Source organism: Sphingobacterium psychroaquaticum (assembly GCF_900177625.1).
Classification (GTDB): Bacteria; Bacteroidota; Bacteroidia; order Sphingobacteriales; family Sphingobacteriaceae; genus Sphingobacterium; species Sphingobacterium psychroaquaticum.
The window spans coordinates 362444-382358 of the sequence record NZ_FXAU01000004.1; the positions used below are offsets into that span (position 1 = coordinate 362444).

General features: G+C 36.3%; 19 protein-coding genes. 5 read left to right on the forward strand and 14 right to left on the reverse strand.

The window, feature by feature from the left end; all coding sequences use genetic code 11:
• Positions 1-66: 66 nt before the first annotated feature.
• Positions 67-1452 carry a sensor histidine kinase gene (locus tag B9Y69_RS12700; protein ID WP_085473341.1) on the reverse strand — a complete coding sequence of 462 codons (1386 nt, stop codon included), beginning with the start codon at positions 1450-1452 and terminating at the stop codon, positions 67-69.
• Positions 1442-2134: a response regulator transcription factor gene (locus tag B9Y69_RS12705; protein ID WP_085473342.1), complete on the reverse strand. Its 693-nt coding sequence runs from the start codon at positions 2132-2134 to the stop codon at positions 1442-1444. The genes B9Y69_RS12700 and B9Y69_RS12705 overlap by 11 nt, the downstream gene beginning before the upstream one ends.
• A gap of 61 nt (positions 2135-2195) precedes the next feature.
• Between B9Y69_RS12705 and B9Y69_RS12710 the strand changes: the two genes are divergently transcribed.
• The 5 genes from B9Y69_RS12710 to B9Y69_RS12730 all read left to right on the forward strand — a co-directional run bounded on the left by B9Y69_RS12710 (position 2196) and on the right by B9Y69_RS12730 (position 6983).
• Entirely contained in the window at positions 2196-2636 is a 441-nt protein-coding gene (locus B9Y69_RS12710) for a hypothetical protein (RefSeq protein WP_134433799.1), read from the forward strand.
• A 12-nt stretch (positions 2637-2648) separates the two neighbouring features.
• Positions 2649-4514 carry a M1 family metallopeptidase gene (locus B9Y69_RS12715; protein WP_085473344.1) on the forward strand — a complete coding sequence of 622 codons (1866 nt, stop codon included), beginning with the start codon at positions 2649-2651 and terminating at the stop codon, positions 4512-4514.
• A gap of 637 nt (positions 4515-5151) precedes the next feature.
• Positions 5152-6006 (forward strand): AraC family transcriptional regulator, encoded by an 855-nt coding sequence (locus B9Y69_RS12720; protein WP_085473345.1) that lies wholly within the window; start codon positions 5152-5154, stop codon positions 6004-6006.
• Between the two features lies 1 nt (position 6007).
• Positions 6008-6442 carry a DUF983 domain-containing protein gene (locus B9Y69_RS12725; protein WP_085473346.1) on the forward strand — a complete coding sequence of 145 codons (435 nt, stop codon included), beginning with the start codon at positions 6008-6010 and terminating at the stop codon, positions 6440-6442.
• Positions 6443-6689: 247 nt separating this feature from the next.
• Positions 6690-6983: a GNAT family N-acetyltransferase gene (locus tag B9Y69_RS12730; protein ID WP_085473347.1), complete on the forward strand. Its 294-nt coding sequence runs from the start codon at positions 6690-6692 to the stop codon at positions 6981-6983.
• Between the two features lie 303 nt (positions 6984-7286).
• On the opposite strand, the gene B9Y69_RS12735 is transcribed toward B9Y69_RS12730, so the two are convergent.
• From B9Y69_RS12735 to B9Y69_RS12790, 12 genes are all read right to left on the reverse strand, one after another.
• Entirely contained in the window at positions 7287-7718 is a 432-nt protein-coding gene (locus B9Y69_RS12735) for a WxcM-like domain-containing protein (RefSeq protein ID WP_085473348.1), read from the reverse strand.
• A gap of 10 nt (positions 7719-7728) precedes the next feature.
• Positions 7729-8691 carry an MraY family glycosyltransferase gene (locus tag B9Y69_RS12740; RefSeq protein ID WP_085473349.1) on the reverse strand — a complete coding sequence of 321 codons (963 nt, stop codon included), beginning with the start codon at positions 8689-8691 and terminating at the stop codon, positions 7729-7731.
• A gap of 9 nt (positions 8692-8700) precedes the next feature.
• Positions 8701-9615 (reverse strand): NAD-dependent epimerase/dehydratase family protein, encoded by a 915-nt coding sequence (locus B9Y69_RS12745; RefSeq protein ID WP_085473350.1) that lies wholly within the window; start codon positions 9613-9615, stop codon positions 8701-8703.
• 189 nt (positions 9616-9804) lie between these two features.
• Positions 9805-10917, reverse strand: a complete 1113-nt coding sequence (gene gmd / locus B9Y69_RS12750; protein ID WP_085473351.1) for a GDP-mannose 4,6-dehydratase — start codon at positions 10915-10917, stop codon at positions 9805-9807.
• Between the two features lie 167 nt (positions 10918-11084).
• Entirely contained in the window at positions 11085-12245 is a 1161-nt protein-coding gene (locus tag B9Y69_RS12755; RefSeq protein WP_085473352.1) for a glycosyltransferase family 4 protein, read from the reverse strand.
• Positions 12223-13317 (reverse strand): glycosyltransferase, encoded by a 1095-nt coding sequence (locus B9Y69_RS12760; protein ID WP_085473353.1) that lies wholly within the window; start codon positions 13315-13317, stop codon positions 12223-12225. Before B9Y69_RS12760 ends, B9Y69_RS12755 begins: the two co-directional genes overlap by 23 nt.
• Positions 13318-14247, reverse strand: a complete 930-nt coding sequence (locus tag B9Y69_RS12765) for a glycosyltransferase (protein ID WP_085473354.1) — start codon at positions 14245-14247, stop codon at positions 13318-13320.
• Positions 14240-15514, reverse strand: a complete 1275-nt coding sequence (locus tag B9Y69_RS12770; protein WP_085473355.1) for an O-antigen polymerase — start codon at positions 15512-15514, stop codon at positions 14240-14242. Before B9Y69_RS12770 ends, B9Y69_RS12765 begins: the two co-directional genes overlap by 8 nt.
• A complete protein-coding gene (locus B9Y69_RS12775) occupies positions 15504-16232 on the reverse strand; it encodes a glycosyltransferase family 2 protein (protein WP_085473356.1) in 729 nt (242 codons plus the stop codon). The genes B9Y69_RS12770 and B9Y69_RS12775 overlap by 11 nt, the downstream gene beginning before the upstream one ends.
• 5 nt (positions 16233-16237) lie before the next feature.
• Positions 16238-17494: a glycosyltransferase family 4 protein gene (locus B9Y69_RS12780; RefSeq protein WP_085473357.1), complete on the reverse strand. Its 1257-nt coding sequence runs from the start codon at positions 17492-17494 to the stop codon at positions 16238-16240.
• A 42-nt stretch (positions 17495-17536) separates the two neighbouring features.
• Positions 17537-18505, reverse strand: a complete 969-nt coding sequence (locus tag B9Y69_RS12785; protein WP_085473358.1) for a glycosyltransferase family 2 protein — start codon at positions 18503-18505, stop codon at positions 17537-17539.
• A 20-nt stretch (positions 18506-18525) separates the two neighbouring features.
• Entirely contained in the window at positions 18526-19845 is a 1320-nt protein-coding gene (locus tag B9Y69_RS12790; RefSeq protein ID WP_144036570.1) for an MATE family efflux transporter, read from the reverse strand.
• Positions 19846-19915: the final 70 nt, after the last annotated feature.

Below are 19915 nucleotides of genomic sequence, written 5' to 3' on the forward strand. Positions count from 1 at the left end.
GATATACTCGACAGCAAGTATATAACTGACTATTAAAAATAGAATAAGAGCGAGATTAAAATAAGATTAGAAGGTCTGACCGTGCGTTGGAAGCTTTACGGTAACTGTTGTTCCAAACCCTTCTTCTGAAGTAATATACATTTCACCTTGGTGAACATCAATAATATTTTTGGCTAGCAATAACCCAAGACCATTACCATAAGTTGAACCTACATTGGAAGCCCGGTAAAATGAATCATAAATAAACTCTTGTTCACCAGATGGAATCCCTATTCCCTGGTCACTAATTTGAACAACCACATGTCCTTCGCGCACCATGAGCTTAATACTTACCATCCGGTCGTTCCCATACTTAAAAGCGTTTGAAACAATATTACTCAACGCTATATATAGAAGATTCGGGTTCCCAAAAACCTCAAGCGAAGCACTATCCTCCGGGATATCGTCAAAATCCAATTCTATATTTTTATCCGGTTCCACACTCCGCTCCGAGTTAATCACCCGAAACAACAGCTCATCTATTCGGATAACCTCCTGAATACGTTTATTTTCGTTCATCCCTGTCTTAGCTAGCGTCAGGAGATTATTAACAATCAAAATCATACGATCCACCTCTTCCAAAATCTTGGTCAATGGTTGGTAAGCTTCATCATTGGCGTTACAATCCTTCAATGCCAACTGTGCTTCTCCTTTGATAATTGTCAATGGAGTCCGGAAAGAATGGGATGCATTTCCAAGGAAACTACGTTGAGATTTTACAGCAATTTCGAGTCGCCCAATCATATCATTAAAACTATCGATAAGCGAACTAATCTCGTCCTTTGCCTCATTACGCTTACGCAGCCGTAGACTCAGACTGGCAATACTAATTTTCTTAATTTCTTTATCCAGCAAGGAGATAGGTCGGATGATACTATTCGAGAAAACAAAGGCGACCAAAGCGACCACTAAGATGGCTATAATACCTCCCGAGATCAAAGCTCGATCCAGAAAATCTTGTTCAGCAAGACCATAATCATCTCGCCCAGAGGAAATTACCATCAAGTCTTTACTATGCAAAGAATCCACAAAAAACACCGCCAAATAGGCCGTATCCTTATTCATGTACTCAGCAGTCCCCTTCGCCAAAGTCCTCGCATAGAAATCTTCCGGCAAAGCTAGGTTCGGTTTATCCTTAATGTCCGTGGCATTCTTTTCTATTCGCAGGATGTAATCATTCCCTTCTGATAGTTGGCGCAAATAATCGCGTCTTACCTCATAATACAATTGACTTAGGTACTCGTCATTTTCTAAGGTGTGCTTTCCAACAATACGTGCATTCTCCTCCAAGCGGTGAAAGAATTTCGTCCGCAAACTATCCCTCGTAAAATAGGAAACGTAAACCGCAAACCCTCCCAATAAGAGAAAAGTGATAAAGAAGAAAAGGAGGAAGATTTTTAATTTAATTTTCATGCGGGAGTCTCAGTACATAGCCCATTCCAACGATTGTATGCAGCAACTTCGCCCTGTGGTCTTTATCAATTTTTTTTCGGAGGTAGTTCATATATACATCCACTACATTGGTACTCATATTAAAACCAATCCCCCATACCGCTTCCAGAATATCAATCCGCGAAAGCACTATGTTTTTATTGTTCAATAAGTACTCCAGCAGTCGGAATTCTGTCGCTGTCAGCACCACATTTTTATCGCCACGTACGACCGTTTTTCGCGCCGTATTCAAGGTCAGATCTGCAATGGACAGCAAATCATCGTCGATAGTACGCTGTGTAGACGTACTTTTTCGTCCATAGCGCTGTACCCGTGCACGTAATTCCTCCAGATTAAAAGGCTTGGTCAGATAGTCGTCCGCATCGCTGCTAAATCCTTCCACAATATCCTCTGTTTGATCTAATGCAGACAAAATTAGAATTGGCACCTTCTTGTTGGACTGTCTAATTTTCCGACACACCTCAAAACCGCTCATTTCTGGCAGCATCACATCAAGAATAATTAGGTCATACGAATTAGACAACGCCATAGCAAGTCCCGTCTTGCCATTTAATGCAACAGAGATATTACATCCGAGCGAATTAAGCCCTCTACGGATCAATGAAATGACTGCGGTCTCATCTTCGACCAAAAGAATTTCCAATGCCTAACCTTTCTTAAGTGAACGACCCCAAAGTTAACTTTTCTTTCTTATTTTTGCCGTCATGGCAGCATCAACTTTTCACCTAGCGACCCTACACCGCGGTCGATATATGATCTTTCTCTTAGTGGGAGTTTGCGTGGTGACCGCAATCGTATCACGCCTTCCCCTTCAAGAGATTGTAAAGATTCTAGTGGTGTTGATCAGCCTTCCTATCCTCTTGTATCTAAGCACAAAACTGAGCCAAAATCCGTCTCAATGGACTGTTGACAGTGAGACACTTCATGTTCGCTTTAGCGATAAAAAGGAAGAGTCGATTCTCTTATCGGAGATAAAATACCTACGTAATGTCCCTCGATCGGGCGGCAACTTACTCATGTTCTTTATGCAACAAGGAAAAGGCACAAAACGTTTCTGGCGCAACAAATTGTTTCAAGCTGATGATGATCTAAATGCACTTATCCATGCACTAAAGCAGCAAAACGTCGAATACTACTACATGTAAATATTAAATCTAATGATACAGAAATTTATTTCTTTACTATCTTTCCTGTTGGTGTCCTGCAGTCTTTTTGCGCAGCGTCCCGGTTACTGGCAACAGGCCGTAGACTACAAGATGGATATTGATGTCAACGAGTCGACCTTTCAGTATGCTGGAAATATGACGTTAAAATATAGTAATAACTCTTCTCGAGCCCTTTCTAAGGTTTACTTTCACCTCTACCTCAATGCTTTCCAACCGGGTAGCATGATGGATTACCGTCTTTCTAATATTTCGGATCCCGATGCGCGGATGACCAACAACTTGGGAACGAAAGAAAAGCCACAATACCAAAGTCGTATCGCCACTTTAACTCCCGACCAGATTGGTTATCAAAAGGTGAAGAGTTTGCGTGTAAATGGGACTGATGCAACATTTAAGACGGACGGAACAATTTTAGAGGTCACGTTACCGCGTGCCATTGCAGCCGGTGAAACAGCAACATTTGAAATGACATGGGACGCACAGGTTCCGGAACAGATTCGTCGCACAGGGCGTAACTCGAAAGAAGGCGTCGCGTTATCAATGGCGCAGTGGTACCCTAAAATGGCACACTTCGATGATTATGGCTGGCATTTGGATGAATATGTGGCGCGTGAGTTTATTGCTCCTTTCGGCAATTTTGATGTTACGATTCATATCAATAAGGACTATGTTGTGGGTGCTTCCGGGAAACTGCAAAATCCGTTAGCAGTGAAAGGTTACAATAAAAAAGCTAAAGTACAACACAAGGACGGAAAAGCGACTTGGAACTTCAAAGCGGAAAATATTCACGATTTTGTATGGGCTGCAGACCCTAAGTTTGTGGTGGATTCGGCAAAAAGTCAGGGTGGAGTTTCGGTGTATACCGTATATATACCAAGCAGTGCTGCGGTAAAAGAGAACTGGAAAACAGCACTGACTATGGCGACAGAGTTTTTTGATTTCTGCTCCACGCGCTTTGGTGCTTATCCTTGGCCTACGTATTCTATTGTACAAGGTGGCGATGGTGGCATGGAGTATGGAACAGCAACATTGGTGACTGGTGGACGTGATATTAAGAGTTTGGTCGGTGTAATATTCCATGAAGCGGCACACTCCTGGTACCAGCATCTATTCGGCATCAATGAAACTGTAGATGAGTGGTTCGATGAGGGTTTCACCAGCTATGTGGAGGAATTGGCTTTTCAACAAATTTTTGAGAAAAAAGGTGCGATTGAAACAAATCCTGTTATCGCAGCCTATCGTGCGTATTATAAGCTGGCACTTTCAGGAAAGGAGGAGCCGATGAGTTTATTGGCGGATTACTATAACACGAATTACGGATATAGTAATCAGGCGTATAATAAGGGGCAGGTGCTGGCGCAACAGTTGGGCTATATTATCGGGCAGGAGAATTTGGATAAGACGTTCCTTAAGTTCTATGAGCTATGGAAATTCAAACACCCCACGCCAAATGACTTTAAACGGGTTGCGGAGGATATTTCGGGCATTAATCTGAAATGGTATTTTAATCTCTTTATTAATACGACGCGTACCATTGATTATGGTATTCTGGGGGTTAACGATAATGTAATTCAGCTTCGTAATAAAGGGGGGATTGCGATGCCGATCGATCTTCTAGTGGAGTACCAAGATGGTTCTAAGGAGCTTTTCTATATCCCGCTCCGCGAAATGCGTGGTGAGAAACCGGCTGAGAATTTCTCGATTTATCAGGGGGTAAAACGTACGGTGCTGGAAGATTGGTTTTGGACGAATCCTTTGTATCAGGTAAAAGTGGGTAAGGCGATTAAGAAAGTAACTATTGATCCTTCGCTACGATTGGCGGATGTGGAATCGAGTGATAATGTTTTGACACTCTAACTGTTAGGGACGCTCAAGCCGCTGGGCTCTTCTTTTTTACCTCAAAAAAGAAGCAAAACCGAACGCAGTGAGCTCATCAACTTGTTGATAAAAACCGTCGCTAGGGACGCTCTAGCCGCTGGGCTCTTCTTTTTTACTCCAAAAAAGAAGCAAAAAAACTCGTCGCTAGGAATTTTTGCAGGATGGGATAGTGCAAAAGGCAACTTTCTACAGATTGCAAAAATTCCTCAGGCGACACTTGGCGGTTAAGGGAAGATATGGGAAATAGAGGGCTGATACAAAACGTGACGTCGTTCGTCATTCCGAACGAGTTTACGAGGAGGAATCTGCGGACTATACTTGCGGCACGAATAACCCCTTTAAGTGAGTTTGCCTATAAAGTTCATAGATATCTTCTATCGTCGATATGACGTTCAAGGGATTCCTCTTTAACTTCCTACTACGTAACTATCTAATCCTTTTACGGCTCCCCCCTCACATCTTAACTTCCTAACTACGTAACTATCTAATCCTTTTACAACTTAACTATCTAACTCCTTCACATCTTAACTCTTTTTCCTATATCAATAAGTAAAAAGCACCATTAATAGTCAAAAATACACCACTACGAATGGATTAATTAACATACCTTTGTACTATGGCAGCAAAAGTACCAACCATAGCGCAATGTACCGTTTCCCTGCACCATGACCGCGATATTATGGTGGAGGATCTATCGGGTTACTTAGCTCGTAACCGAAACTTGGTCTTTCCGCATCGCCATAATTTCTACCATTTTCTTTTATTTACGAAAGGTGCCGGATACCATAGTATCGACTTTGAAACGTTTCAGATTGAAGCCGGACAGGTATACTTTATGGCTCCTGGACAGATCCATAGCTGGAACTTCGAAGGGGATATGGAAGGCTTTGTAGTCAACTTTGACCCCGATTTTTTTAAGACGTTCTTGCTTCGCGCAGACTATCTATCGACCTTATCTTTCTTCTCGGGGATTATGCGCGACGGTGTTTTTGTTCTTAACGACAGCATCTTACCGATTGCGGAGCAAATCCTAGAGAATCTAAATAAAGAGCAGCACAACAAGGAGTTTGCACGAGCATCATTGCTTTACTTGTTTCAGCTTTTAGAACTACAACATAAGCCATCAGCATATGCAGAGGCTAATGTATACAATCACTTATTGCTCCGGAATTTCTTAAACCTGATTGAACAGCATTTTAAGCAATTACGCTTACCTAAGGATTATGCAGAATTACTATACATCACGCCGAATCACCTCAATGCCTTGAGCAAGGAGTTTCTAGGTATTCCCGCTGGTGAAGTTATTCGTAACCGTGTCATCCTAGAAGCAAAACGATTACTTGTAATCAAAGATTTTAGCATCAGCGAAATTGCCTATGAGCTTAATTTCAATGACAATTCATATTTCACTAAGTTTTTTAAAAAAATAGAAGGTATCACGCCTGAAGAATTTCGCAAACAACAACAATAACATGGAAAACAACAATAACACACAACCAACATACACGATCCCTGGAGAATTCAAAAGTGCCGTTGAAGGGAAATGTCCACGTTGCCGCACAGGGAACATGTTTGCCGCTCCGCTCTTTAGCCTTAAATCAAAGAAAATGCACATCAACTGTCCGCACTGTGGATTGAAGTTCGAAAAAGAACCTGGATACTTCTACGTCGCGATGTATGTGAGCTATGTTTTCGTGGTGGCTGAGCTGGTAACGGCTTGTGTGGGAACCTATATCATCACCAAAAACCTGGAGTCTCCTTGGTTATACTTGATTGTAGCTATTCTCACAGCAATTATATTAGCTCCATTCAACTATCGTTACTCTCGTGTCGTTTTAATGTATTGGTTGACTCCTACGTTTAAGTTTAGACCGGAGATGTATGGGGATAGAGGAGTAAAGAGTTAAGACGTTAGCGTGTTAAGACACTCTCCTTTAGAGGCAGGGCTTGTCCCCGCCTTTTGTAAAAAGTTAAGAGGATTTAAAGAGTTAAATTGATCGTCTTACCACAACAGGTTAGGAGGAGCTCAATACGAAACAGAAAGATATCAAAAAAACAAAGGGGAAGAGAATGAAGTCAAAACAAAACGGGAACACCCATCGTTAATAATACTACGGTTAGCATGAAGCAGCGTGGGAAAAAATTATTCCGGATATGGAAATTATAAACAATACAGAAAAACTGCAATTCGAATATACCAAAGGTGGCGAGGTAGCAAAATTAGAATATCGTTTTTATAAGCAGAAAAACATCGCGCTCGTGCATACCTTGGTACCAGATAGCATGAGTGGCGAGGGAGTCGCTTCTGCTTTAGCTGCAGCAGCTTTTGCATACGCCAAAGAAGTTGACAAAAAAGTGATGGTATATTGTCCTTTTGTAGCTGCCTATGTAAAGAAGAACCCTGTTGTACGTGAGCAGATTGATCGAGCTTACCACCCGGGACTATAAAAAAATCAATGTCCAATGTAAGTAAGGACAACAAGTTGAGCCACCAGAATCACCACAAACAAAACGGCGAGCCACATATCTCTAAATACGACTGGGGCACCTTTATATAACTTTATAAGCTTACTCATATTTCTCTCCATTCAATTACTTAGGAAACCTCAAACAGACTCCGTAACATCATAAACACCCTTAAGCAATAAATGTTTGGTATAAGTAAACTTGATATTAAGAATAATGATCTTTAATGGCATGAAATCCCTTAAAGATGGAGGTCGTTTCTTCAAAAACTAGCTAAATAAGAAGTTAAACTTCCATCTTTTTATTCACAAAATAATCGGCCGGCCAAGTGTAATCATCATTCTTGGCATTGTCAATTCCATAGTCTGCAAAAACCAATAGCTCAGCCCCTTCTTCCAATGCTTGGAAAGCTGTTCCATAACCCACAGGCATATGAACAACTTGTTTGTCTTCCGCTTTTAAGACAATACGTTCAACGTCTAAAGTTGACGATGCAGTTTCCCAATTATCGATTTTAACAACATCCAAAACAAAGGAGCCAGAAAGCACATAAAACCAACGTTGCTCTATTTTATGTGCCCGCCAACCACGTACCAATTCGGTGTCTTTGTTTTTTATAATATAGAAACGTTTGACTTCCGTCATATCAAAGTCGTTGACAAAACGAATATGTCCTCGGTGGTCTTCAGCGATACCGCCTTTGATGGTTTTTATCATTTTTTAGGATCTAAGAGTTTTGAACAAATTTTCTAATTACGTAGGTTTTACAAATTAGATAGAATGTAGTTAACCCGATCAAAAGGACTATAGTAAAAATAATCTGTTCACTGATCTCCTTCTCAGCAAAAACAATTACAAGACAACCAATAGCAAACTGTAGAACGCCATAAATAAATGAAACTAGAAGCTTATTTACCCCCGCCTCATTGCCTAAGTACTGGTATAAGTGTGAACGGTGTGCCTGAAAGATATTCTCTTTCCGTAACAGACGTTGTACAATCGTCCATACTGCATCAATGCCATAAACCACAAGGAAAAGAATATAGATGATATTACCTGTTTTCAGAATCAATGCCCCTAAAGCAAACAATAAGATATAAGCGATGGCAACGGAACCGACATCTCCCGCAAAACACTTAGCTTTCAGCCTGAAATTAAAAAAGGTAAATACCAATACGCCTAGCATTACGTAGATCAAGAGATTTTGATCAATGAAAGAGATCTCCTGATTCACCAACATTAACAGTCCTCCAACAGCTAGGCTATAGCAGGCAGTGATGCCATTAATACCGTCCATAAAGTTATACGCATTGATAACGCCTACCGCAAAGACAAAACCAATCAAGAGAAAGTACCACGGTAATGCAAAAAGCTCAAGCTGATACGCCATAAGCAAAACGGAGGTAAAGTGCACCAGCAGCCGTAGCTTGTTTGATAGTGTAAAGACATCATCGAGAAAAGAGATCACCGTCATCATCGTTAGCCCTAAAAAGAACCAAGGATATTGAAACCCTGATAGGATAAAGTATATAGCTGCAGCGATGTAAAAGATAATACCACCACCACGTAATGTTACTGTTGTGTGTGATGACCGCTCATTGGGCTTGTCGATAATATTGAGACGGTCGGCTACTCGGAAGTACAGTAGCTCTAAAACAAATAGTGCTAGAAAAATAAATACATATACCATTCTTTCTCTCTATCCTTTCTTTCCGAACGATTCAATCGTTCTAATTAAACCTTCTTTTGCTGTCACTGGCAGCTTATCGATACCTAGCGCTTGTTTTATTTTGGTACTGGAGACTAACAAATCACTCGTCATTTTTTTTAACCGACTTGTATTGAGAGGAATTGGAAGTCTATCGCCAATTCTTGCAATTGCGTAAATCAATGCCTTTGGCAAAGCTAAATCTACTCCTCTTTTACCTGTAACTTCCTTAATGATCTGTATTATTTCTTTTGTTGAAATAGGCTGGTCGTCCGCGACATGATAGATTCCAGATTTCAATAGGTTATGTTTTTCGATGATCTGTTCTATATAAAAACAAAAATTCCCTATAGAAATGAAAGAGCGTTTATTATTAAATGCTCCTAACGGATAAGGAATTCCCTTGGAAATAAGTTTATATAACAAACCTAAATTCCCCTTATCACCCGGCCCGTGAACCATTGGTGGGCGCAGAATGATAAGTTTTTTATCTTCGGGTAATTCTTGACATAGTAGCCACTCTTCCGCTTCTCGCTTAGTTTTTCCATACCAAGAGATAGGGTGACAAGCATCTTCCTCTATCAAAGGTTGACGAGATTCAAATTCCTCCAGAGCAGCAAGTGAGCTTATATGGATGAGTAGTTTCGCCTCAGACTTTACAAATTCATCAAAAATCTGCTTAGCTAATTCTACATTTGCATGCTGATAGTCACTTTCAGTTGCCGTTCCTTTGTGATCATGTGCTTTGCCGACGAGATTGATAATTATATCAACACCTTGGAGGGACGATTTCCATAATGGATCTCTTAGAGACAGCCCTATAGAATTACCCATCTGTTGTATTAAGAATTTTCCAATAAATCCGAAAGAACCGAGGATTATTGTTTTTTGTTTCTTTTCACTCATTATAAACAGTAAACAAACTAAAATTTTCTTATCATAAAGTCATTTAGGATTTAAACAAACCAGTCTCCTAATTTAGAACCTAAATCCAGAGACTAGAATGTCTGTTTCGACAAGTAATCAAATACTAATAAAATCAGGACACCATTTTCGAAAACAAAAGCAAAAAAAGTCTACAGTATCAATATGAATCTATTCGTACTGATTTTTAACATCGTATCCGGCCTCTTTAAGCATTAGCTCTTTTTCGAAGGATGACAAATCTGCTCTCATCATTTCTTGTACTAAAGCAGAGAGATCATATTTGGGTTGCCACCCCAGTTTTGTATTTGCTTTCTCCGGGTTACCAATTAATAGATCGACCTCGGTCGGCCTAAAATACGCTTCATCAACACATACAACTACACTTCCCACTTCAAGATTATATCGTTCGTTTACACAATTCTTAACAAGAGCTCTTTCACTTACACCTGCCCCTAAAAACTCTAACTCTACACCTACCTCTGCAAATGCCATCTTGACAAAATCTCGCACAGTAGTGGTAATTCCAGTTGCAATAACGAAATCTTCTGGTTTTTCCTGCTGTAAAATTAACCACATAGCCTCGACATAATCTTTTGCGTGTCCCCAATCTCTTTTTGCATCCAAATTCCCTAAATATAGTTTATCCTGGAGCCCTAACGCAATTTTTGATACCGCCCTTGTTATTTTTCGAGTAACAAAAGTTTCCCCTCTTAATGGACTCTCATGGTTAAAAAGAATTCCATTAGAAGCAAAAATACCATATGCCTCCCGATAATTAACAGTAATCCAATAAGCATACATTTTTGCGACAGCATATGGTGACCGTGGATAAAATGGCGTACTTTCTGACTGAGGAACTTCTTGAACCAAACCATAAAGCTCGGAAGTAGATGCCTGATAAATTTTAGTTTTATTAACAAGCCCAAGTATCCGAATTGCTTCCAAAAGTCTTAACGTGCCAATACCATCAGCATTTGCAGTATATTCTGGTGTATCAAAGCTGACTTTCACGTGGCTCATCGCTCCTAAATTATAGATTTCATCAGGCTGTACTTCCTGAATAACACGTATCAAATTTGTAGAATCACTTAAATCCCCGTAATGTAATTTAAATCTTACATTATCATCATGGGGGTCTTGATATAAATGGTCAATACGATCAGTATTAAACAGTGAGCTTCGTCTTTTTAACCCATGAACTTCATAGCCTTTTTTTAATAGAAACTCTGCTAAATATGCACCATCTTGTCCCGTTACACCTGTAATAAGAGCCTTTTTCATTTTTATATTAAGTTAAATAAAATAATTAAATCTAAATTTGACCTCAATTCGACTACACAACCCCAAAACTATCTTTTACTATTCCTTTTCAAAAACCCAAAATTAGACTAACAAAAATAAATTACACAAATAGAAATATTAATATAGAATCTTTCTTATCAAAAAGGTCATATTTCTAAATCATTATTCAATAGATCCCAAATTTTTTTCTGGTCAAAATTCTCACAAACAAATTTACGCCCATTTTCTCCATGTTTTCTTGCAACATTAGGATTGCATAAATAAAATTGAATTTTTGAGGCAATATCCTCTGGATCATGATTTATAAAAAGTCCTGTTACACCCTCAGAAATTGCTTCTTCACATCCTGTAGCTCTAGTGACTAGGACAGGTATTTTCATAGATGAAGCTTCTAATACGACAGTAGGAAAACCTTCTCTGTAAGAAGGTAAGACAAAGATATCCATTAATGAATAATAAGCAGAAGCATCTAATACAAAATCAGTAAAAATAACCGAAGGGTCATTTAAAACTCTTTCTTCTGCATATTTCGAAATCGGATCGCGGGACTCTAGAGGACCAACCAACAGCAACTTGATATTCTCGAATCTTTCTTTCAAAATATCCCACGCCGAAATTAATTCATTAACACCTTTATCTTTAACCAAGCGCCCGACAAACCCAACAACAAAGTCCCCCTCAGATATACCTAATTTTTCTGCCAAAGTTTTGATATCGCTTATATCATAAGAAGTCGGATTATATTTTTCTTCGGTATCCACTCCATTACATGTACCTAATCCCAAAACGATATTTTTTTTTGCTGAATTAAGTTTATCTCTTTCACTTATCTTTTGAATTGACTTACTAACACAAACAACATCAGTCGCCAACATCCCCGATACTTTTTCTATATTCTTTAAAAGAAATCTCTTCGGTCCAAAACTCGTCTCATAGATTAGACCATGTCTGAAATAAATCCGATTAGGCACATTGGCCAAGAAAGAAGCAATCATCGCTAACATTCCTCCTTTAGGCGTATGACCGACAACTTTTGTTATTTTATTTTTCCGAATATATTTATAAATAGCAATTATCACTAATATATCTTTGACTGGAGTAATCTCTCTCGTTATAGGAATACTAAAGGGGATATAATTTAAATCAGTCGCAAGTTCAAAGAAATTATCAGAAGGAGAACAGCCCAAGTGATATTCATTTCCACTTTTTGTGATCAAGTAGGAGAATTGCCTGCCAAAAAAATAACTAATAGAAAAGGCAACTGTAATGATATGTAAAATTTTATCAGGATTTTGAGAGTTTCTCATAAATAGTAACAATTGATTCTATCATTTTTTTAATATCAAATTGTTGAGAATATAAGGAGCATCGATTTGACACTTCATTATAATAGTCTTTATTCCGAATCAGAGCCGTAATAATACTCGCCAATTCCACCGCATCACTTTCTTCAAATAAAACACCTACATTTTCAACTAATTCTGTGATTCCCGCTACTCTAGAAGCTACAACAGGAATATGAGCTGCCATTCCCTCCATAGCTGCTAAAGGCATTCCTTCCCAATGAGAACTCACTACTGAAATATAAGATGATTTCAATAGATTTGGCACATCTAATCTGATACCTAAGAAGAAAACTCTATTATCTAAGTGTAGGCTCTTGGCCATTGTTTCTAATTCACTTCTAAGATCTCCATCTCCAACTAAAACCAGCTTAACATTTTTCGGCAATAGAGACAAGGCTTTGATAGTCGTTTTTTGATCCTTCTGGACCCTAAATCCTGCGACTTGTATAATTATATAATCCGTATCCAGGATTGTCGGATTTATCCCAATCCAATCTATTCTTTTTGCACTCTTAATCTTCTGAATATCTATACCATTCCTTATTATTTCAAATTTTTTAGGATTGAGACTGGTGTATTTAATTAAAATATCACGTATTTCAGGAGAAATGCAAATAATCTTATTATAAATTCTATAAACGACTTTGTCAAAATACTTAAAAAAAATATTTTTCATTCGTCTATTAGTAGTATTATGTTCCGTAAAAATAAGTTTACAACTCGCGAAAGAAATAGCTTTTGCTATGGCTACCCAATACTGAGCAGGAAACAAGTGAACATGAATAATATCATAGCCTTTTAAAAAAGGAATTATCTTAAAAACATTCAAAGGATTGTAAATATTCCCCCCTCCAATTGTATGTATCTCGCAACATTTCATCTTTTTAAGCTCCTTAAGATACGGGTATTCTTTATCATCTAATATCAGAAGATCTACATTTACCCCTTGTTGATTGAGTAATGGTATCGCATCTAACAGCAACTTCTCAGCTCCCCCCGTGTTGAGTCCATTAATTACCTGCAATATCTTCATTTACTTTACTAAAATAAGTTTAAACATTAAATAAGCCTTACTTTCTCTTAAACTAAACCCACCTTTATAAATAGCAAAAAGTCGCTTTATAATACTATTATTCTCATCAATTATCCTCAAATAATTATGTATCAATGCTTTTTTCTCTTCATCAATTTCTTTAATATAATACTCAAAAAAAACATTCAAATACTTCACTAAATCGGGCGTATACAAATAAGTTTTTTTCTTCAAGAACCATAATACCCGACTTTGCAAGTCTATGTTTTGCAAAGTTGTAGATGATTCATGCCTACGATACAGCATCAATGGCCGTGAAATATGATGAACTTCACCTAAGAGTAACCCTACTAAGGATATATGGTAATCATGAATCAAACAATTTTCAAAAAAAGGAAAAATCTTCATCCTTAAATAATCATTGAAAATCATCCCTGATCCTTGATAACCCGCATTATAAAACAAAAAATTATGTAAAGAAGGAGGCTCCGTCATATTATAGTTATAACCATATTTTTTTGTTAAACTATCATCCGTTAAGATCGAATTAGCAAAAACTAAAATAGGAACAATTCCTCTTTCTTTTTCTTTGATAAAAGATAGCGACGTTTCTACTTTATCATTTATCCAAAGATCATCTTGATCAGCTAACATCACATATTTTGAGTCGGATAATTTAATTAATTCCATAAAATTCCCAAATACTCCCAAATTCCCCAAGTCGTCATCACAGACAATTATTCTTGAATCTAACCTTGCATAATGCTGCAAAATATCAAGCGTCCCATCAGAGGATCCATCATCTCTAATTATCAAACGCCAATTTTTAAAACTTTGATAGAGTATAGAATTAATTTGATCCTTAATGTATAATGTTCCGTTATATGTTGCCATTAGAATGTCAACTTCAGGTCTTACTACGTCACTCATATTTCTTTATTTTAATATACAATAGCATTATAAAAGGAAAAACTAAGATTAAAGTCATTAATAATGAATTTAATTCTGAAACAACAAAACCAATATCTGTCTCAATACTCGCTATTCTCATATACAGAACACAATAAAACATTCCAACTATACCTACATTCCTCATATTTTTAAAGCCATACATTCGAAATGCACCAAGAAACAAACCGAGAATAAAAGAAAACAAAATTGAACCAATATATCCAAAATACACTAATCCAAATACATTATGTCTAGCATTTGAGCCAAATGTAACATCCCAATAGGGATAGTTCATATTAAATAACTGAAGACCAATTGATTTAGGAATATCACTCCATCCAACAATACGATACGAGGCAAGAATATCGCCAAAAACTGCGTAAAAAGGACTGGCAGGTTCAATTTTACTTAAATTATCTTCAGGATATGCTGCCCAATATACATCTCCGAAGCCAACGATTCGTTTTAAAAAATCAGATGAAGCATCAAGGAGACTATCAGCCTTTAGATACATAATTAGAATGGCTGCTATGGTAATAACTATTAACCAATAAAAATTCTTTTTTGAATCCTTCTTTCTTGTATCACCAATCATTGCTTTATAGAAAAAAAAGATGATAAAAAACGTAATGAATGAAGATCGACTACCAGATAAAAAGAAGAAAACAGCACTTATCATACAGTAAAAAATAAAATACCATTTGAGTTGTTTTTTTTGGGTTTGAAAAAAGGTCACAACTCCCGTAAAAAGTCCCAATATTACCAAAACAGATAATAGTCGACCAATCAAACCGATCCCCCCCCCTTCCATATAAGTTTCAAGTCGCGAATCTTTATACAAAGGAATACCAACAAGTACATATGAAACAATCTGTAATAAGATATTAAGTAAAGAAAAAACTAAAAAACTAGTTTCTGTAATTAATAGGTTTTTATTTATTTTTAAGCGAGGATAGTCAGATTCAGCTAAAGGTCGTTGCTTTATAATAAAAAAACCTAGAAAAAAAGCAGATTGCGTAAGGACGTAATTTGTAAAATAGTAAGATGTAATTAATTCTTTGAAGAATAAAAACAAGACAACTGAAAAACCAAACATTGACCCCACAACTTGGAGTGTCAGGGGATCAAATATGGAACCCAACACCCCTTTGTATAGCCAGTAATAAAGTACAAAACTTAGTACAAAACTTAGTAAATAAATATCAAAAGATTCTAAGAGATGTAATACAAATGTTTCATTTGTCATATAGAAATTTCTTAGCCTGCTTCTTTAAAAAATCATATATCTTTATATAAACTGCATAAACAAAAGATATATTTTCTCCCACTATCGAATATTTATCTTTCAAAAAGATTTTATCTACGTTTTGATTACTACAACCATATTGATTAAAAACGGAAATCAAAAAAGGTAAGTAGACAAAAGTGATACTGCGATCTCCAAAGCTAATAATATTATAATTGTAATCAGCTAAGATCCTATAATTCAAATCATACTTTCTATTTTTATATATACTTTTCGGATAAAAGATAGCTTGATGGCAAATATTCCTTTTACTTAACTTAAAACCATTGAATTCTCCGTCATATATCAGAAGCTCTTTATTAAAAAAGGCATTTCCATAATACAAAGAGTTATTATCAGTCAGTATTGGGGCGATACGATGTAAAACATTCAATACTAGATCATCACATCCTATAAAGATTAACCAGTCACCAGTTGCCAACTGTAAACCTTTATTCATTGCATCATAAATTCCCTTATCCGATTCGGACACCCAATGAGTTATATTACTTTCATACTTCTTAATAATATCTATTGTACTATCCGTAGACCCTCCATCAATAACAATAAACTCCGTATCCTGATAGTCTTGATTGACAACACTTAAAATTGTAGATTCTAATGTCAACTCTCCATTATAAACGACGGTTACAATGCTTATCTTAGGGTTTCTTTTCATATCATCTATTCTTTATTAACGTTTGATGTAAGCAGAGACCTATACAGCTCTGAATACTTTCTAGAAAGGAGTGAACTATCATATAAATCAACAATTTTCTTCCGTCCCTCATTAGCAAGCTGATCATAATTTGATTCATTTAAAATCCATTTAATCCCAAACGCTAGGTCTTGTGTGTCGTAAGATTTTGCCAAATATCCTGTTTTCTTATGCTCCACGATATCTAGTATACCTGTATGCGCAAATGCCACTACTGGAGTACCACAAGCCATCGATTCAGTAGCGGTTTGTCCAAAAGCCTCTTGTAAGCTTGGGATTATCATAATATCAACAGCACTATATAAGCTTGCAAGACTAATGTCATCACTTAAATGTCCCAAATAATGGGTTTTTATTCCAGACCACACTTTCTCTTTCGGTTCACTACTACCAAAAACGATAAACTCAATTTCACAATCTTCTATGGTATTTAAAGCTTCTAATAAAAGAGAATAACCTTTATTAATGTCGCTTGTAGCACTTATTGCTCCAAAAAGTAGAAGTTTTTTGTTCTGGGGAAAATTCCACAAAACCCTAGCATCCATTTTTTTCATAGGTTTAAAAATAGAGGTATCAATTGGGTTACCAATATTGACGACTCTATGTTTTCCTAATAATGGGCTGGATTTAATATTATTTTCCATCCACTTACTCAATGCAACAATTGTCATTTCTGGAAGTTGAGAGAAAATTTTTTCCTTTCTTTTAAAGACAGCACTACTCAAATCATTTACTTTATCGCTACCAAGTCTTGGACAAGCTCCACATCCCTGTTTAAATCTTTCACAGTCCCACATAATATGACATCCTCCTGTAAAGGCCCAATTATCATGTAAAGTCCAAACTATAGGAGCCTTAATCCGTCGAAGATCCTCAATTCTTATCATCCCCCCACAAATCCAATGTAAATGAACAATATCTGGTTCAAAAGAATTTATTTTGTCCACAATATTACTGAAACCAAACCAAGATGGACTAAAAAGTGTCGCTGATCTCCTTTTATAAACTTTTAACGGCAAAACATCGATTAATGGCCGCAACTTTCCTATTAACTTTTGAAAGAATGACTTTTGGTATATACTAACTGTGTAATCATCTCCCAACTTTTGCTGCACTAACATTTCGGAATTAATCTCCTCTCTTAGAAGTGATCGATGTAATCTATATGTTGCTCGTGCAGCTCCCCCAAAAGAATCGGAGGTATTAATAATTAAAATTTTCATAACAGAAAAAGATATTCATCAAACAATCCAGTCAAAATTTTACTATTTACTTCTAGCCCCCATTTTCAACAAAAATTTAATTGGTCTCTTGAATTTTAAGGCAGTTTTAGATAGTAAATCTGCGAACAAAATCTTTAATTTATTTTTTTCATAATACTTTTCATTGATGGATTTAATACGACCTAAATCATTCTTGGCAAGACCTAAATTAAGTAAAAATTTTAGACTTGTAAATCGATGTTGTAGTCTTGAATCGAACTTAGAGAGTATAGTTTTTGACTTTTCACCGATAACATTAGAGAATAATTGATACTCAAAACTGGCATCTTTAAACGTCACCTGCATTAAATCATAGTTCTTCTCTATATAACGAAGACATACCACCGATGAACTTGGAACCACAATGCGGGGTATATCCCCGAGTTCGTATCTTCGAAAAAAAGACAACCAAAAACACCCATAAGCATGAGACGTACCAAACAGATATTTAAAATCCTCAGGTTTCATAAACTCCCTCTTAACAAGCAAGTTTCCATAAGTACAATACTCTTTTAGTTCTAAAAGTGCCTCCTCGAAATCAAAATATCTTTTATTTTTAAAACCGATCAATTCAACCCCTACTTCGTTTTGATCACTTACCCTTAAAGCATTAAATACCGCCAGGTCAACCTCTTCATTATTAATTAAATCATAAATATCTTTCAAAGCATTTGTTTGTAGATAATCATCGTCACCTATCAAAAAAAGGTATTCCCCAACAGCATGTCTAACGGCTTCAAACATACTGTGGTCTATTTCAAGTCTAATATCTCCTTTAGTATATGTAATATTAAAAGATTCAGATAAAACACTAATCTCTTTTTCAACTTCAGTATAATCTGAATCGGAACAGTTATTGTAAATACAGATTTCAAATTGAGTACTAAAATCTACATCCGAACAGATAGACCGAATTGTCTGAATAAGATAATGTGCTCTATTAAGAGTAGGAATACAAAAGGAAACAATCATTTTAATATATTTAATGACATCTAAAAGGGAAAAACCATTTTAAAATCTAAAAAACTAATTTCTAGATTTTTGAATACTTTTTTAACCCAAAACCAATAGTTAAAAGCGAGTTGAGTAAATAGCTGAGGGAGAATAACAGCATAAAACGAGGGAAGAACCCAACAAAGAATAAAAGTCGAAGAGATTATTATTATAGCAGAGATTGCATAGGGTCTCATGTAACTTAAATTGCCTTCTGAGAACAATATAAAAGTAGACATGTTTTGAATTTGATCCAAAAGAAGAATTAATAATACAAGCGAAAGGGGGATTGGAGGCATTACAGACATATTGCTACCAATTAATTCCAAGAGTTTATTACCAAACAATACTAATACTAGTCCACCACAACTTATAGATAAACTAGAAATTAATATACTAGCTGTAAATACTTTCTTCAATCCACTTTTATCCGATAAATAAACCATAGAGTTGATTTGAGGCAAATGAGTATAAAAATACATAAAAGAGACCTCTGAAAGCATGAACACCAGATTCATTGAAAAAGCAAATATACCGGCCTCTCTTAAAGGAAGAAATAATGATATAATTATAATACCAGATCTGTATATTGCTATTGAGGAAATTGATGCAACGCTAACTCTGTACGTAACACTCCATATTTCCTTAAAAGCTGAAAAATCAAACTTAACCTTTTCAACAGGAATTAATGGTCTTATTTCTTTTTCATATAACCGGTAAAGAAAAAATCTATTAAACAAAATTGCGATAAAGCCAGAAGCACAAATAGCAATTAGTCCTCCGCCACATACAACCCCCACAATAGCAAAAACCATTGATAGCAAAATGCCATAAACAGTTATTTTTTGAGTTTCCTTTATAAGACCTTTACTTTCCAATACAATCGTAAGATAATTATAAAAAAAATTCAAAATTGTACTTCCGATTAAAAAAGCCCAAGAGAAATATATTTGACTTTTATTCTCTACCCCCTTTCCTATATGATATATATATAAAGTTCCGAAAGTCGATAATGAAAAAAAAAGAACGACAGATGTATAAGCATAAAACCTCTTCATTACTGTAAGAGTCTTCATCAAATCTGACGCACTTATATTTCTGATATTTGAAGACTCAATATTATCTTTAAATTTATCTAGTGTATAACTACTACCTGACAATATTTGTGTCACATTACGCGAAAAAACATTGCTAAATCCAAGATCAAAAACGGCTATTAAAGCTGTTATGGAAGAAAACAGGGCCCAAATTGAAATCTGATCACTAGGTAGAAACCTAAGAATCAAAGGAAGTAAAATAACACTCTGTCCAATTCTCAAAAATTTCGAGAAATATGTCCAAAGTATATCGAACCGATCTATCTTTATAATCATTTAAAAAAGTATAGCA

Bases quoted from the DNA above. Each gene is read 5' to 3' on its own strand.
- B9Y69_RS12710 (WP_134433799.1), top strand. From the start codon at position 2,196: ATGGCAGCATCAACTTTTCACCTAGCGACCCTACACCGCGGTCGATAT.
- gmd (WP_085473351.1), bottom strand. From the start codon at position 10,917: ATGAAAAAGGCTCTTATTACAGGTGTAACGGGACAAGATGGTGCATAT.
- B9Y69_RS12785 (WP_085473358.1), bottom strand. From the start codon at position 18,505: ATGATTGTTTCCTTTTGTATTCCTACTCTTAATAGAGCACATTATCTT.
- B9Y69_RS12720 (WP_085473345.1), top strand. From the start codon at position 5,152: ATGGCAGCAAAAGTACCAACCATAGCGCAATGTACCGTTTCCCTGCAC.
- B9Y69_RS12700 (WP_085473341.1), bottom strand. From the start codon at position 1,452: ATGAAAATTAAATTAAAAATCTTCCTCCTTTTCTTCTTTATCACTTTT.
- B9Y69_RS12730 (WP_085473347.1), top strand. From the start codon at position 6,690: ATGGAAATTATAAACAATACAGAAAAACTGCAATTCGAATATACCAAA.
- B9Y69_RS12775 (WP_085473356.1), bottom strand. From the start codon at position 16,232: ATGAAAAGAAACCCTAAGATAAGCATTGTAACCGTCGTTTATAATGGA.
- B9Y69_RS12715 (WP_085473344.1), top strand. From the start codon at position 2,649: ATGATACAGAAATTTATTTCTTTACTATCTTTCCTGTTGGTGTCCTGC.
- B9Y69_RS12770 (WP_085473355.1), bottom strand. From the start codon at position 15,514: ATGACAAATGAAACATTTGTATTACATCTCTTAGAATCTTTTGATATT.
- B9Y69_RS12755 (WP_085473352.1), bottom strand. From the start codon at position 12,245: ATGAGAAACTCTCAAAATCCTGATAAAATTTTACATATCATTACAGTT.
- B9Y69_RS12745 (WP_085473350.1), bottom strand. From the start codon at position 9,615: ATGAGTGAAAAGAAACAAAAAACAATAATCCTCGGTTCTTTCGGATTT.
- B9Y69_RS12760 (WP_085473353.1), bottom strand. From the start codon at position 13,317: ATGAAGATATTGCAGGTAATTAATGGACTCAACACGGGGGGAGCTGAG.
- B9Y69_RS12725 (WP_085473346.1), top strand. From the start codon at position 6,008: ATGGAAAACAACAATAACACACAACCAACATACACGATCCCTGGAGAA.
- B9Y69_RS12740 (WP_085473349.1), bottom strand. From the start codon at position 8,691: ATGGTATATGTATTTATTTTTCTAGCACTATTTGTTTTAGAGCTACTG.
- B9Y69_RS12765 (WP_085473354.1), bottom strand. From the start codon at position 14,247: ATGAGTGACGTAGTAAGACCTGAAGTTGACATTCTAATGGCAACATAT.
- B9Y69_RS12735 (WP_085473348.1), bottom strand. From the start codon at position 7,718: ATGATAAAAACCATCAAAGGCGGTATCGCTGAAGACCACCGAGGACAT.
- B9Y69_RS12780 (WP_085473357.1), bottom strand. From the start codon at position 17,494: ATGAAAATTTTAATTATTAATACCTCCGATTCTTTTGGGGGAGCTGCA.